This window comes from Pseudomonas sp. Irchel s3b2 (assembly GCF_900187445.1).
In the GTDB taxonomy this organism is placed as follows: Bacteria; Pseudomonadota; Gammaproteobacteria; order Pseudomonadales; family Pseudomonadaceae; genus Aquipseudomonas.
On the sequence record NZ_FYEB01000013.1, the window covers coordinates 138,274 to 152,935 of the forward strand.

Sequence of the window (14,662 nt, forward strand, 5' to 3'; positions counted from 1 at the left end):
AATCGCATGCTAAGTAATATCCAGGCCAAATTGCTGGTCGTCGACGACCTGCCGGAGAACCTTCTGGCGCTCGAAGCCTTGATCCGGCGTGAAGACCGTATCGTCTACAAAGCCCTGTCCGCCGACGAAGCCTTGTCGCTGTTGTTGCAGCATGAATTCGCCATGGCCATTCTCGATGTGCAGATGCCCGGCATGAACGGCTTCGAGCTGGCCGAGTTGATGCGCGGTACGGAAAAAACCAAACACATCCCGATTGTGTTCGTCAGTGCCGCTGGCCGCGAGCTTGATTACGCGTTCAAGGGTTACGAAAGCGGTGCGGTAGACTTCTTGCACAAGCCGCTGGATGTTCACGCGGTCAAGAGCAAGGTTAATGTCTTCGTCGACCTGTATCGCCAGAGCAAAGCGATGCAGCGTCAGGTCGAAGCCCTGGAGCAAAGTCGCCGGGAGCAGGGTGCGCTGCTCCAGCAGTTGCAGAACATCCAGAATGAGCTAGAGCAAGCGGTGCGCATGCGTGATGACTTCATGTCCGTCGTTGCTCACGAAGTCCGTACGCCGCTCAATGGCCTGATTCTCGAAACCCAGTTGCGCAAAATGCACTTGGCCCGGGGTGACGCCGCGGCATTCACCCTGGACAAAATGCACGCCATGGTCGACCGCGATGAGCGGCAGATCAAAAGCCTGATCCGCCTGATCGAAGACATGCTCGATGTGTCGCGGATTCGTACTGGCAAGCTGTCGATCCGCCCCAACCGGTTTGACCTGGTGCAGCTGATGAACAATCTTCTGCAAAACTTTGCCCCGCAGGTCGAGGCCGCAGAGTCATCGGTTACCTTGACGGCCAACCAGCCCGTGGTGGGCAATTGGGATGAGTTCCGTATTGAACAAGTGATGTCCAACCTGTTGACCAATGCGTTACGTTATGGCGCCAAGAGCCCGATCGACGTACGCGTGTACAATCAGGACGGGCAAGCGCGGGTTGAGGTTCAGGATCGCGGTATCGGGATCAGTGAAGAGAATCAGCAGCGCATTTTTCAGCAGTTCGAAAGGGTTAGCGCCAATGCCGTTGTCGCGGGGCTGGGTCTGGGATTGTTTATTTCGGAGCAGATTGTCGCCGCCCATGGTGGCTCCATCACCGTCGAGAGCCGGATTGGCGAAGGCGCCTTGTTTCGCGTTTGTCTGCCGCTGCAGGAAAACAGCCCGATAAACGCAACCTCTGAATGACCTCACGGTCGTATCAGCAGCTATTGACTGAACAAAGGCTTTCCATGAGTGAAGATGCGCAAGATGTGGTACTGATCGTCGAGGATGACCCTTCGATCCTGATGGTGCTGTCCGCTTATTTGTCGGGCGAGGGTTACCGGGTGCTGCAAGCCGAAAACGGCGAGCAGGCCTTTGAGATTCTGGCGAGCAAACCGCATCTGGACATGATGATCACCGACTTCCGCTTGCCGGGGGGGATTTCTGGCGTGCAGATCGCCGAACCCGCCGTGAAGCTGCGACCGGAACTCAAGGTCATCTTCATCAGCGGCTATCCGCAGGAAATTCGCGAGACCGACAGCCCGATCACCCGCAAAGCGCCGATCCTGGGCAAGCCGTTCGATCTGGATGTGTTGCAACAGATCATGCAGGACATGTTGTCCTGACCGCTCCGGCCCTCGCAGGCGCTTTTCAAGGTTAAAGCCCTTGTTGCAACGCCGGGTCATCCGGGTTGAGCTGCTCCAGCTGTGCCAACAGGATCTGCACGTTCTGCAACTGTCCGCTTTCTTTCCAATAGTTGATCAGCAGCACGCGCGCCTTGCGATCGGCCGGGTGACGCTGGACGATTTCCTGTAGCTGGTTCTGCGCCGCTTCCAGCTCCTGCTCACCATGCAGCGTGGTGGCCAGGTCGTAGCGGTAATCCTTGTTGTTCGGCTCAAGCTCCACGGCTTTGGACAGGCCGAGCAAAGCGAATTCGCTTTGACCGTGATGCAACAGCCACAATCCCAGGGCATGTTGCAAATAGGCCGAATCGGGTTGCGCCTTGAGTTGTTTGGCCAACAATTGTCGGGCAGCGTCGTTCTGCCCCAGTTTATCAAGCACTTCAATCTGCATTACCACCGCCGGCAGGTTGTCCGGCGCCAGGCGCAAGGTGTTTTCAAGCGCCTGCTGCGCCTCCTTGAATTCAGCATTGTGCAGATGCAGACGAGCCAGTTGATACTGGTTGTCAGCGCTTTGCGGCGCGTTTTTGAGTGCTTGCTGCCAGGCATCGATGGCCTGTTCCAGCGGTCCGAAATACAAGCCGAGGTCATCCGGCGAAAGCCCCAGCAAGGCATTGACTGCGGCAAACCGTACGTTCTGGTCACTGTCATCGAGCAACGGCCCCAGCAACAGGCTGCGCTGACCACTGGGTATAAATCCGCTGATGCTTTTGATCGCCGCAATGCGCACTTCGGGTGATTCATGCTGCAAATCCGCATCGGCCAGTTTCAGGGCGACGGAACTGGGGTAATTGGGCAACTCTGCATGCAGCCAGACGCGCCGCTTGGGCGAAATATCCGGGCGTCCCAGTTGTTGATAAAGCACCCGCGCGGCGCCCGGTTGACCGTTTCGGGCCGCCGCCAGCGCTTCGCTGTAACCGCGCTTGATCGCCTCTGGCACGACAGGAGTGGTGCTGCGCAGGAACGCCCACGCAAGGCCGATGGCAAACAGGATAGAGAGACTGATGATCAGGTAACGGCGTGACTTGGGCATGCAGAATCCGAGAGTGGCAACATTTGGCAAGCTATCAGCTTCGGTCAGGCCGGGTTGTGAGTCAAATCCAAGCTTGATTCAGCACGTAGTCGTCGGTGAATTTGCCTACAGGTCTTGTCGATATTGAAACCTGTCGAGGCACTGAAGCAATGACTACGCTTGCTGGATATGACTCGATGAGCGCTCCCATGCAACCACTGCTTCAATATTTCAAGGCGATACTCAACCCCGGACGAGAGGTGCTGCTGTTCGCCCTGAGGACCATTGTGGCCGGACTGCTGACGTTGTACCTGGCCTTCCTGTTCGACCTTGAGCAGCCCAAGTGGTCGATCATGGCGGTGATCATCGTCAGCCAGCCGTTGGCTGGCATGGCCCTGGCCCGAAGTTTCGGCCAGGTCATCGGCACCACGTTTGGAGCCGTCGTGGCGGTGTTGATCATGGCGATCTTTCCCCAGGCGCCCCTGCCTTTCATCCTCACCCTGGCCTTGTGGTTGGCATTCTGTACTGCTGGGGGCACCTTGTTGCGCTACACCAGTTCCCAGGCCTTTGTTCTGAGTGGGTACACGGCGGTAGTCGTGGCGCTGCTGGCGGTGCCCGATCAGGACGGTACGTTCCTGCTGGCTGTCACTCGTGTGACCGAGACGCTGTTGGCGGTGGCTTGCGTGTGCGTGGTCAGCCTTCTCACGGCGCGGCCGGAAGCTGTGGCACGGGATTACTTCGCCAGGATCGATCAGGTCATCAAGCTGCTCGCGACCCACGCTGCTGCCGTCATCCGAACCGAAGAAAGCGAGGCCGATTTCCATCGGCGGCAGATGCAACTGCTCGGTGCAATCAGCGCTCTGGAGGGGGTACGTCGGCATTTATATTACGATGCCCCACGGTTGCGCAGCGCCAATGGTCTGGTGCAATTGCTTGGCAATCAGCTGGTGCTGCTGACTTCGCGGTTGACGGCCCTGCGTCACCAGCGGCTACTGCTCACCGAACGCTGGGAAGGAGCGTTGCCGGAAGAGATACAGCGTTTGCGCGCCGAAGAACTGGCGTTTCTCGATGAATTGGCCCTGCAAGGGCGCTCATTGTCGAGCGAGGCACGGCACCATTTCGCGGCGCTGCAACAGCGTTTCGATGACCAGGCCTACAAGGCCGAACAACTCACCGAGACGATGCCTGCCACCCTGCGTTCATTGGCCTGGGCACTGCGCTGGGAACAGGCACGGATGCTAGAGCAACTGGCGCAGATTCTGGAACTAAGCGACGCGATCCAGGAAGGGCGTGAAGCCAGTTGCGTGTTCCGTGGCCAGGACAATCCGCTGCATCTGGACTTCACGTTGGCGGCAATGAATGCAATCCGGGCCTTTACCGCGTTGCTGGTGGCCGGTCTGATCTGGATCGAGACCGCTTGGGAGGGGGCCCGTGGCGGGATGATTGTGGTAGGGATTCTCTGTTCGCTGATGGCGACTTTTCCGCGGCCGTTGCTGGCCGCGCAAAGCTTTGCCAGGGGACTGGGCCTGGCCTTGGTAGTGTCGGCGCTCTATCTGTTCATGTTGGTACCGATGATCAGTGATTTCGAATTACTCGCCTTGTTACTTGCCCCATTGCTGTATGCGGTCGCGGTGGGGCTGGCCAGTCCGCCAACCACTGGCACAGGCATCGGTCTTGGGCTAACGACAATACTGTTGCTGGGCCCGCAAAACGTAGGTGTCGGCCAAAACACTGCCATTCAGTGGTTCGAGTTTGCCGGTGCGTACATCAGCGCCTCCGCGCTGGCGCTCAGTGTCTACGCCTTGATCTTCCCGTTCAGGCCCGTTTTGCGGATACGCCGGCTGTTCAATGAAAACTGCGAGCAGGTTTACGCTTTGCTGAAGACGCCGGCCACCGATGAACAACAATTTGCGTTTGAAAGCCGTATGGTCGATCGCCTGACCATGATGTTGGGATTATTGCCGGCTACCAACGACAAGCACTCTAGCGAGCTGTTCGAAGTCAGCTTAGGGTGCATGGCACTCGGTGTGGCCTTGAACCAGCTCAGGCAACAGGGGCAAAGCAACACGTTGCTGAGCACGGAGCAGCAAAACCGTTTGCTGGCTGCCGTCCGTGAGACAGGCCGATTGATCGCCGGGCGGCCCGGGATTGACCTTGAGCAGTTGCTCGGAAACTTGCATGTCTTGGGCGATGAAATGGACGATTTGCATTTAGACGTTCATGAACACCTGTGGTCGGTATTCAGGATGCGCGTGGCGTTGTTGATCGTGGTGTCGTTTCTGGAGCGACATCGCCAATACTTTCAACCCGCCCAAACGGAAGGAGAGCCAGCCCTTGCCCATTGATTTTGAATTGGGCGGCGTCTACTTGCCGCCGATTGCCCAGGCATTATTGCTGGCCCTGCCGATTTTCCTGCTACTGGACTGGATCTTGCGCCGCTTTGGCGTGCTGCGTTTTGTCTGGCATGAGGCCTTGTTCGAAGGCGCGCTGTACGCGTGCGTTTGCGCGACGCTGATTCTGGTGATGGGAGCTTGATGCCTTGAAGAAGATCCTTGCCCGACTCGTGACTGTGGCGATGGTGTTGCTGGCCTTTATCCTCGGCTGGTTCGCCTGGGAACATTACACCCGCGCGCCCTGGACTCGGGATGCGCGGGTTCGCGCCGATGTGGTGACGTTGTCCGCCGATGTCTCGGGGCGCATCGTCAGCCTGAGTGTTCAAGACAACCAGCATGTTGAGAAAGGCCAGTTGCTGCTGGAGATCGACCCTGCTCGTTATACGCTGGCAGTGGAGCATGCCAAGCGCGCGGTGGAAGTGGCAAAAGCCACGCTGGGCCAGTCTGAAGCGACGATTGTCGCCAGCGAAGCGCTGCTCAGGCAGCGTCAAAGCGAAGAGCATCGCCGTCGAACCCTCAAACAGCGTTTCGCGATCTCTGGCGAAGAATGGGAAAAATCCAGTACCGAAGTGGCTGTGGCGCAGGCGGAGCTGTTGCGCAATCAGGCCAATCTGGGTCTGGCACAGGCCAACGTGCAACTGGCGATCGCTGCATTGACCCAGGCCGAACTGGACTTGCAGCGCACGCGGGTCGCATCGCCTGTCAGTGGTTACGTGACCAACCTGCTGACGCGTCAGGGTGATTACGCCATTGCCGGAGGGGCGTTGTTGGCGCTGGTGGACAGCGACTCGTTTTATATCAGCGGCTACTTTGAAGAAACAAAGCTGCCACGAATCGAGGAGGGCGACCGGGTCAGGGTCGAGTTGATGAGCGGCGAGACTTTCGGCGGCACCGTGCAAAGCATCGCTTTTGCTATCGCCGACCGCGAGAATTCCCCCGGCAGTCGTCTGCTGGCCAACATCAACCCCAGTTACACCTGGGTCAAGCTGGCGCAACGGGTGCCGGTGCGGATTCAGATCGATGCTGACTATGCCGCCAAAAACCGCCTGCGTGCCGGGACCACGGCTACGGTGACCGTTGAGGAAAACCGAGATAACGAGACTGCCCACTAACCCTGTAGGAGCGAGGCTTGCCCGCGAAGAACGATGACGCGTAATACCTGAAAAACCGCAGTGCATTCTTCGCGGGCAAGCCTCGCTCCTACAGGGATATGTGTTGAATTAAAGACCAACAAAAAAAAAGCCCCACGACCGAATGAGGCGCGGGGCAAAAGAATTGGTTGATTGCGGCCAACCAAAGGAGCTCTTTAAAACGTTACTTGCTGGCGACTGTCTCTGGTTGCCAGCCGCCGCCGAGGGCTTTGTAGATGGCGACAATGCCGCGATACAAATCGACTTCGGCCTGGGCCTGGGTGTCTTCCGCTGCCAGGCGCTCACGCTGAGCATCGAGCAGTACGAGGAAGTCCACGGTGCCTTCGCGGTAGCGAATATCGGCGAGATCGGCAGCGGCGCGGCTTGATTCGCTTTGACGAATCAGCGAGATCAGGCGCTGCTGACGTTTGCCGTAATCGCTGAAGGCGTTTTCCGACTCTTCCAACGCCAACAGTACTTGCTGCTCGTAGGTCGCCAAGGCGCCTTCGGCTTCAGCATCGGCACCGCGCAAACGGGCGCGCACGCTGCCCAGGTCGAACGCCGCCCAGGTGATGCTTGGGCCCAGTGCCCAGGCGTTGGCCGCCGAGGAACCGATCTGCGAACCGCGTCCCGCAGTGAAGCCGAGGAAGCCGCTGAGGCTGACCCGTGGGAACAAGTCAGCCTTGGCCACGCCGATACGGGCGGTGGCGGCCGCCAGTTGGCGTTCGGCGCTGCGGATGTCCGGACGCCGTTGCAGCAGTTCGCCCGGATCACCGATCGGCAGGGCCTTGGCGATTGCCGGCAGGTCTTTTGGACTCAGGTCGACGCTCAGTTTGTCCGGACGCTCACCCAGCAGGGTGGCGATGCGGTTGCGCTGACGCACCTGTTCGGCCTGCAGCTGCGGCACGCTGGCTTCGACAGAGGCCAAGCGCGCATCGGCGCGAACCACGTCCAGCTGATCGCCGACACCGGCATCACGCAGGCTTTCGGTGATCTTGCGTGATTCCTGCTGGTTGTTCAGGTTGGCCAGGGCGATCTTTTCCCGTAGCTGTGCGCCACGCAGTTGACCGTAGGCGTCCACCAGTTCGGCAATCATGGTGACTTGCAGTTGGTAAAGATCGGCTTCGGCGGCCTGCTGCTCGGCATCGCTGGATTCCAGGTTGCGCTGGATGCGACCGAACAAGTCCAGCTCCCAGGCCATGTCCAGGCCCAGGTCATAGCGTTCACTGCTGACCCGGTCGGTGGTCTGGCCGGGAATCTGCCCTTTGGCCAGATCACTGCTGGCGCGGCTAGTGATGGTCGGCATGGCGTCATTGCTGACGTCATCACGAATCGCCCGGGCTGCTTTCCAGCGAGCGAAGGCCACGCGCAAATCGCGGTTGCCTTGCAAGGATTGCGTCACCAACTGGTTGAGGGTCGGATCGTCGAACTGCTGCCACCAGATGCCTTCGAAACGGGCGCGGTCGAAGTTCTTCTGACCGGCGCTGCCATCGGTGGCGGCCGTGATGTTGGCCGCCTCCGTCGCTGGGGTTTTGTAATCCGGGCCAACGGCGCAGGCACTCAGGGCCAGTACCAGAAGGCTCGGCAGGAAGGCTTTCAGGCTCATTGTTGCGCCTCCAGTTGCTTTTCCAGTTTCAGCGCCTTGGCCGCTTTGCGCGCTTCACCGCGCTCTACAAAGTTGCGAATCAGTACGTAGAACACCGGCGTCAGCAACAGACCGAAGAAGGTCACCCCGAGCATCCCGGAGAACACCGCCACACCCATGGCATGACGCATTTCGGCACCGGCACCGCTGGAGAAAACCAGAGGCACAACACCCATGATGAACGCGAAGGAGGTCATCAGGATCGGCCGCAGACGCAGGCGGCAAGCTTCCAGCACCGCTGCCAGCGGGCCGAGGCCTTCTTCCTGTTTATCCTTGGCAAACTCGACGATCAGAATCGCGTTCTTGCACGCCAGGCCCACCAGTACGATCAAGCCGATCTGGGTGAAGATGTTGTTGTCGCCGCCCGAAGCAATCACACCGGTAATGGCCGACAGCAGGGTCATCGGTACGATCAGGATCACCGCCAGTGGCAGGCTCCAGCTTTCGTATTGCGCCGCGAGCACCAGGAACGCCAGCAGTACGCAGAGCGGGAATACGAACAGCGCGGTGTTGCCGGACAGAATTTGCTGGTAGGTCAGGTCGGTCCACTCGTAGGTCATGCCGTTGGGCAATTCGTCCTTGAGCAGTTTCTCGATGGCTTTCTCGGCCTGGCCAGAGCTGTAGCCGGGGGCTGCTGCACCGTTGATTTCCGCGGTGATGAAACCGTTGTAGTGCATCACCCGGTCCGGGCCCGAGGTGTCGCTGACCTTGATGAAGGTCGCCAGCGGAATCATCTCGCCCCGGTTGTTACGCACTTTCAACTGACCGATCTGGTCCGATTCGAGACGGAACTGCTGCTCAGCCTGAACGTTGACCTGATAGGTGCGACCGAAGCGGTTGAAGTCGTTGGCATACAGCGAACCCAGATAGATCTGCAGGGTGTCGAAGATGTCGCTGACGGCCACGCCGTGGGTCTTGGCTTTTTCCCGGTCGATGGCGGCATCGACCTGCGGCACGTTCACGGTGTAACTGGTGAACAGACCGGCCAGTTCCGGCACGCTGTGGCTTTTGGTGATGATGTTCATGGTTTCTTTGTACAGCTCGTCATAACCCAGGTTGCCCCGGTCCTCGATCTGCAGGCGGAAACCGCCAATAGTCCCCAGGCCTTGTACCGGCGGTGGCGGGAAGATCGCCATGTAGGCTTCCTGAATCCCGGCGTACTGGCCGTTCAATGCACCGGCAATCGCACCGGCGGACATGCTCGGATCCTTACGCTGGTCGAACGGTTTCAGGGTGACGAAGACGATGCCGGCGTTCGGGCTGTTGGTGAAACCATTGATCGACAGACCCGGGAAGGCCACGGCGCTTTCCACGCCAGGCTGTTTCAGGGCCAGATCGGACATGCGCTTGATCACGTCTTCGGTACGGTCCAGGCTCGCGGCATCCGGCAGTTGCGCGAAGGCCACCAGGTATTGCTTGTCCTGGCCGGGTACGAAACCGGTCGGGGTATTGGAGAAACCGAAGAACGTCAACACCATCAGGCCGGCGTACACCAGCAGGGCGATACCGCTGCTGCGGATAACCCGGCCCACGGTGCCGACATAACCATGGCTGGCCTTGTCAAAGAAGCGGTTGAACGGACGGAACAACCAGCCGCCAAAGATCTTGTCCAGAACCTTGGAGAAACGGTCTTTCGGCGCGTCGTGGCTCTTGAGCAACACGGCGGCCAGCGCTGGCGACAAGGTCAGCGAGTTGAAGGCCGAGATCACCGTGGAGATCGCAATGGTGAGGGCGAACTGTTTATAGAACTGCCCGGTCAAGCCGGAGATGAACGCGGCCGGGATAAACACCGCACACAGCACCAGCGCCGTCGCAATGATCGGACCGGTCACTTCGCGCATCGCACGCTTGGTGGCTTCTACAGGGGTTAATCCGAGCCCGATGTTTCGCTCGACGTTCTCCACCACCACAATCGCATCGTCGACCACGATACCGATGGCCAGTACCAATCCGAACAGCGACAGGGCGTTCAACGAGAAGCCGAACAGGTGCATCACGGCAAACGTACCGATCAGCGAAACCGGCACCGCCACCAACGGGATGATCGAGGCGCGCCAGGTTTGCAGGAACAGGATCACCACCAGCACAACCAGGATCAGCGCTTCGAAGAGGGTGTGAACCACCGCCTCGATGGAACCGCGCACGAAGATCGTCGGGTCATAGACGATGCTGAAGTCCATGCCTTCCGGGAAGTTCTTCTTCAGCTCGGCCATTTTCTCCCGAACGTCGTTGGAGATCTGGATCGCGTTGGAGCCAGGGCGCTGGAAGATCGGGATCGCCACCGCCGGCTGGTTGTTCAGCAAGGAACGCAGGGCATATTGGCTGGAGCCGAGTTCGACGCGAGCGATGTCTTTCAGGCGAGTGATTTCACCATTTTCGCCGGAGCGAATGATGATGTTCTCGAACTCTTCCTCGGAAACCAGACGGCCTTGGGTGTTGACCGACAGCTGGAACGCAGTGGCATTCGGCGCAGGCGGAGCGCCCAGGGCACCGGCCGCCACTTGACGGTTTTGTTCACGAATCGCAGTGACCACATCGGTGGCGGTCAGGTTACGCGAAGCGGTCTTGTTCGGATCGAGCCACACCCGCAGCGAGTAATCGCCCATCCCGAACAGCTGCACATCACCGACACCACCCAGACGCGCCAGCTCATCCTTGATATTGAGCAAGGCGTAGTTGGACAGGTAGAGCATGTCGTAGCGTTTGTCCGGCGAGGTCAAGTGCACAACCATGGTCAGGTCGGGCGACGCCTTGTCGACGGTGATACCGATGCGCGTCACTTCCTCGGGAAGTTTGGGCTCGGTACGGGTCACGCGGTTCTGAACCTGTACCTGCGCGTTATCCAGGTCAGTGCCCAGGGCGAAGGTGATGGTCAGGGTGATCTTGCCGTCAGCGGTGGACTGCGAGGACATGTACAGCATGTTCTCGACGCCGGTGATGGCTTGCTCCAAAGGAGCGGCCACGGTTTCACCGATGACTTTAGGGTTGGCGCCCGGGAAGTTGGCACGCACCACCACGGTCGGCGGCACGACTTCCGGGTATTCGCTGATCGGCAACTGGAACAGCGAGATGGCACCGGCGATCAGGATCAGCAGCGACAGTACCGCTGCAAAGATCGGCCGTGAAATGAAGAATTGGGAAAAATTCATCGGAGTCGTTGTCCCTTAACCGCGTGGAGTCGCAGCAGCCACTTTCACAACCGTGCCCGGCGCGACCTTGGCAGGTGCGACTTGGGGCAGGTTGCTGGCTTCCAGCGCTTGTCGTTGTTGAGCCAGAGCTGCGAGGGTTTGTTCGCTGGCCATCGGGATCACTTCAGGGGTGACCGGTGAGCCAGGGCGAACCCGTTGCAAGCCCTTGACGATGATGGTGTCGTCCTTGTTCAGGCCGCTGCGCACGATGCGCAGCCCTTCGATCTTCGGACCCAACTCGACGGGGCGGTAAGTCGTTTTGTTGTCGGCATCCATCACCAGCACGAACTTTTTACCCAGGTCGGTGCCGACCGCTTCGTCATTGATCAACATGGCGGAGTAAGTGCCGCTGCCCACCAGTTTCAGGCGTGCATAAAGGCCCGGGGTGTAGGTGCCGTCGCTGTTGTCGAACACCGCACGACCGCGGATGGTGCCGGTCTGCGGGTTGACCTGATTGTCGACAAAGTTCATCTGGCCCTGGTGCGGGTTGCCGTCTTCATTGGACAGGCCGAGGTAAACCGGCGTGGTTGCGCCGCGTTGGCCCTGGCGGGCGAGCTGGGTGTATTTGAGGAACACACGTTCGTCGGCGTCGAAGTAGGCGTAGACCTTGTCGGTGGACACCACGCTGGTCAGTGCGGTGGTATCGGCGGTAACGAGGTTGCCGGCGGTGATTTCCGCGCGACTGACACGGCCACTGATAGGCGCAGTGACGCGGGTGAAGCTCAGGTTCAGTTTGGCCAGGTCCAGTTGGGCCTGGAGGGCGCCGACGGCGGCGCGAGCTTCTTGAGCCGCGCTGGTGCGCGAGTCGGCGAGTTCGGCGGAAATCGCATTGCTGATGCGCAGACGTTCGCCGCGTTGGGCTTCGTTTTCGCTGCGGGTGGCGGTGGCGCGAGCTTGGGCAACCAGGGCTTCGAGGCGGCGGACCTCAGCCTGGAATGGGCGCGGGTCAATCTGGAACAACAGATCGCCTTTCTTGACCAGCGCGCCTTCGGTGAAGGCCACGTCATCGATCTGGCCGGAAACCCGTGGACGAATTTCTACCGTTTCCGGCGCTTCAAGGCGCCCGGTGAATTCGTCCCACTCGTTGACCGGTTGTTCCAGCACCTTGGCCACGCTGACTTTGGCCGCGGGCATGGTGGCGGCTGCGTCCGGGGTCTTGCCGCAGGCACTCATCACCAGCACGGCCAACAGGGCCAAGGGGAAGCGCAAATGTTTGAGTGAATGTTCCATGGATGCATCCGCCAATGTATTGAGATGGACGGATGATGCTTGGCGGGTGTGTAGGGCACGAATCGAATGGGGCGAAGGTAACTATCATTCGGAATGATATAAGCCCAAAGGGAGCCCTCTAGCATGCACCTTCCATGAGTGGGCTATCAAATGAAATGATGACAATTCAGTGTTGCAGGGAGTGTAAGAGGTTGGCTTGAAACCGTGTCGCGGCTTTCGCGGGCAAGCCTCGCTCCTACAGGAATTACGGTGCTAATGAAATCCCCTGTAGGAGCGAGGCTTGCCCGCGAAGAGGCCGTCAGCCCAATACAAAAATCAAACCAGCCTCGCAGGTTCGGTCAATTCTGCCTGTGCTCTCTGAGTTCAGCTGCGGAATCTGAGCGTTGTTGAGGGGGCTTCACCGTAGCGTCTTTTATATTCCTGTGCGAATCGCCCTAAATGAGCAAAACCCCATTTGAAGGCGATATCTGTGACCGAATCTTCTTGTTGCTGACGGCTCAGTTCAAGGTGCACTTGTTCCAGCCGTAAGTTGCGCAAGTAGGCCATGGGCGTGGTATCGCAAAAGTCGCGGAAGCCGGCAAATAGCGTGCGAACGCTCACACCGGCATGTTCGGCCAATTGCTCGATACTCAGCGGTTGGTCGGCGTGAGCGCGCATGAACTCTTCGGTTCTTTTGACGAAGTGGGGTAAAGGCGCTTTGTTGCTGGCACAGTCCAGGCGTTCTCGAAGATTGTTGGGCTGACCATAAACCAGAGCATTGATCAGCATTGACTCGAATTGCTTGAGTACCAGCGAATGGTGCAGTGGATGATCATCCAGCTTGATTGCGTCCGCCAGAATGCCGATTAGCTGGAGAAAGTAGTGACCTCCAGGTGTGGTCAGGTCGAGTTCTGGATCGAACTCCAACGGTCTGTCCAAATTGTGTCCCAAATGCTGGACGCAATGGTATTCGACTTCACTGCGCTCAATCCTCAAGGCCAATTGTGGCGCGTTGGCGTCCCAACTCATCGACAACGGCAGATTGGGGGAGATCAGCGAGGCCCGTTCCGGCGTGGAGATGAAGTCATGTCCTGCGCACTGAATGCGTGCTCGTCCCTTAATGGGTACCTGGATCAGGAAAAAATCCTCGAGGCGACCTGGATCGATAAAGACGTTGACGCCGTATTCCAGTCGGTTCAAGGACAGTCGTCCACGGTTGATATGGTGCATCCGTGCGCTGACCCGCTCGGTGCTGTCGATGCAGCGCAGTTCGTGGTTTTTGAAGACGCCGCTGACGCCTTCGCGGATGCCCTCCAGATCATTGAGCAGGAACAATTGGTTTTCCGGGGTGAACAACGACGCACTGTCGAAAAGGCTGGCGCAGCGCTGTGCGATGAGATTCTGACTCATGGTCACCTCAGTTGCATGCACGATATCAAGGCATGTCGCACGTGGTGTTACCCGGGTTTTGCAGGATCTGGATGATCGCTGCGTTATCCGGATAACCCGTGTGCATGTCCGTTTCTTTTTGTGCCCTTATCGGGCTGTCTGCCTAAGCCAGCAATTGGTGTGCCAAGCGACGACAGTGGCACTCTGACGGAGCGTGGCGTAGTCGGTAATTCTTAGAATCCTCCCGCAAATCCTGGACGTCCAACTTTTCTGGAGGGGCGAGGCATACCTGTTCGGTGAATGTGCTGAAGGCGCCGACACATTTTCGCAGCCCCCGGACAACGACAGCATCAGATGGATAGTGCTGGCAAGGGCAGGGTCGCACCATGACTTCAACGCTTGTTGATTCGTTGAAGCCGCCAGACGGGAGGTGAACGCCATGAACATTACCCATACACCGCCAGCCCCGGGCAATCATCAATGGCGCAACTGGGATGACTTGGAAAACGCCGACGTTCAGCCTGGCAGTCATCTCATCACTTCAAGACGTCGTTACTACCACCATGGAATTTATCTGGGCGGGCATCGAGTCGTGCACTACGCAGGCTTTCATAAAGGTTTTCAGGTCGGTCCGATCGAAGTATTGGCGCTGGACTGTTTTGCTGGCGGGCAACAGGTGTGGGTCGACGATGCCTCTTTGTCTCAGTTCGACGGTGAGGAAGTGATCCGCCGGGCACTCTCGCGCCTGGGGGAAAATCATTACCGGTTGCTGACTAATAATTGCGAGCACTTCTGTAACTGGTGCCTGTACGGCAAAAGCAGTAGCGAACAGGTTCGAGGCTTCATGACCCATCCATTGGCACTGCTGCGGTTGGTGCTGCAAAGCCTGCCAGACAACTTCCTGCAGGCCTCGGACAAGCATTGCACTCAGCGGATAGTCGGTGCAGCAGAAGGTGCCCAATATCACCTCCAACGTTCCTGAACCCTTGGAGATTCGAG

The 14,662-nt window shown here is 58.7% G+C and carries 11 protein-coding genes; 6 read left to right on the forward strand and 5 right to left on the reverse strand.

All coding sequences use genetic code 11. The annotated features are described in order from the left end of the window. The first annotated feature begins 6 nt into the window (after positions 1 to 6). Both CKW20_RS22990 and CKW20_RS22995 read left to right on the forward strand, forming a co-directional pair. Positions 7 to 1,221 (forward strand): hybrid sensor histidine kinase/response regulator, encoded by a 1,215-nt coding sequence (locus CKW20_RS22990; protein ID WP_095054937.1) that lies wholly within the window; start codon positions 7 to 9, stop codon positions 1,219 to 1,221. Between the two features lie 44 nt (positions 1,222 to 1,265). Then, positions 1,266 to 1,643: a response regulator gene (locus tag CKW20_RS22995; protein WP_007905602.1), complete on the forward strand. Its 378-nt coding sequence runs from the start codon at positions 1,266 to 1,268 to the stop codon at positions 1,641 to 1,643. A 31-nt stretch (positions 1,644 to 1,674) separates the two neighbouring features. Here the strand turns inward: CKW20_RS22995 and CKW20_RS23000 are convergent, their stop codons facing one another. Next, entirely contained in the window at positions 1,675 to 2,730 is a 1,056-nt protein-coding gene (locus tag CKW20_RS23000; protein WP_095054938.1) for a tetratricopeptide repeat protein, read from the reverse strand. A 176-nt stretch (positions 2,731 to 2,906) separates the two neighbouring features. On the opposite strand from CKW20_RS23000, the gene CKW20_RS23005 reads away from it, so the two are divergent. From CKW20_RS23005 to CKW20_RS23015, 3 genes are read left to right on the forward strand one after another with little or no spacing between them, the layout of a single operon-like run. After that, complete coding sequence (locus CKW20_RS23005) at positions 2,907 to 5,054, forward strand: FUSC family protein (RefSeq protein WP_095054939.1); 2,148 nt, start codon at positions 2,907 to 2,909, stop codon at positions 5,052 to 5,054. After that, on the forward strand, positions 5,044 to 5,244 hold the full coding sequence (locus CKW20_RS23010; protein ID WP_038983381.1) for a DUF1656 domain-containing protein: 201 nt from the start codon (positions 5,044 to 5,046) through the stop codon (positions 5,242 to 5,244). Before CKW20_RS23005 ends, CKW20_RS23010 begins: the two co-directional genes overlap by 11 nt. A gap of 4 nt (positions 5,245 to 5,248) precedes the next feature. After that, positions 5,249 to 6,214, forward strand: a complete 966-nt coding sequence (locus CKW20_RS23015) for an HlyD family secretion protein (RefSeq protein ID WP_095054940.1) — start codon at positions 5,249 to 5,251, stop codon at positions 6,212 to 6,214. Positions 6,215 to 6,416: 202 nt separating this feature from the next. On the opposite strand, the gene CKW20_RS23020 is transcribed toward CKW20_RS23015, so the two are convergent. The 4 genes from CKW20_RS23020 to CKW20_RS23035 all read right to left on the reverse strand — a co-directional run bounded on the left by CKW20_RS23020 (position 6,417) and on the right by CKW20_RS23035 (position 13,684). Continuing rightward, a complete protein-coding gene (locus tag CKW20_RS23020) occupies positions 6,417 to 7,838 on the reverse strand; it encodes an efflux transporter outer membrane subunit (protein ID WP_095054941.1) in 1,422 nt (473 codons plus the stop codon). Continuing rightward, positions 7,835 to 11,026: an efflux RND transporter permease subunit gene (locus CKW20_RS23025; protein WP_095054942.1), complete on the reverse strand. Its 3,192-nt coding sequence runs from the start codon at positions 11,024 to 11,026 to the stop codon at positions 7,835 to 7,837. The genes CKW20_RS23020 and CKW20_RS23025 overlap by 4 nt, the downstream gene beginning before the upstream one ends. 15 nt (positions 11,027 to 11,041) lie before the next feature. Continuing rightward, a complete protein-coding gene (gene mexE / locus CKW20_RS23030) occupies positions 11,042 to 12,295 on the reverse strand; it encodes a multidrug efflux RND transporter periplasmic adaptor subunit MexE (RefSeq protein ID WP_095054943.1) in 1,254 nt (417 codons plus the stop codon). A gap of 363 nt (positions 12,296 to 12,658) precedes the next feature. Then, entirely contained in the window at positions 12,659 to 13,684 is a 1,026-nt protein-coding gene (locus CKW20_RS23035; protein WP_095054944.1) for an AraC family transcriptional regulator, read from the reverse strand. 418 nt (positions 13,685 to 14,102) lie between these two features. Between CKW20_RS23035 and CKW20_RS23040 the strand changes: the two genes are divergently transcribed. Then, positions 14,103 to 14,645, forward strand: a complete 543-nt coding sequence (locus tag CKW20_RS23040; protein ID WP_095054945.1) for a lecithin retinol acyltransferase family protein — start codon at positions 14,103 to 14,105, stop codon at positions 14,643 to 14,645. Positions 14,646 to 14,662: the final 17 nt, after the last annotated feature.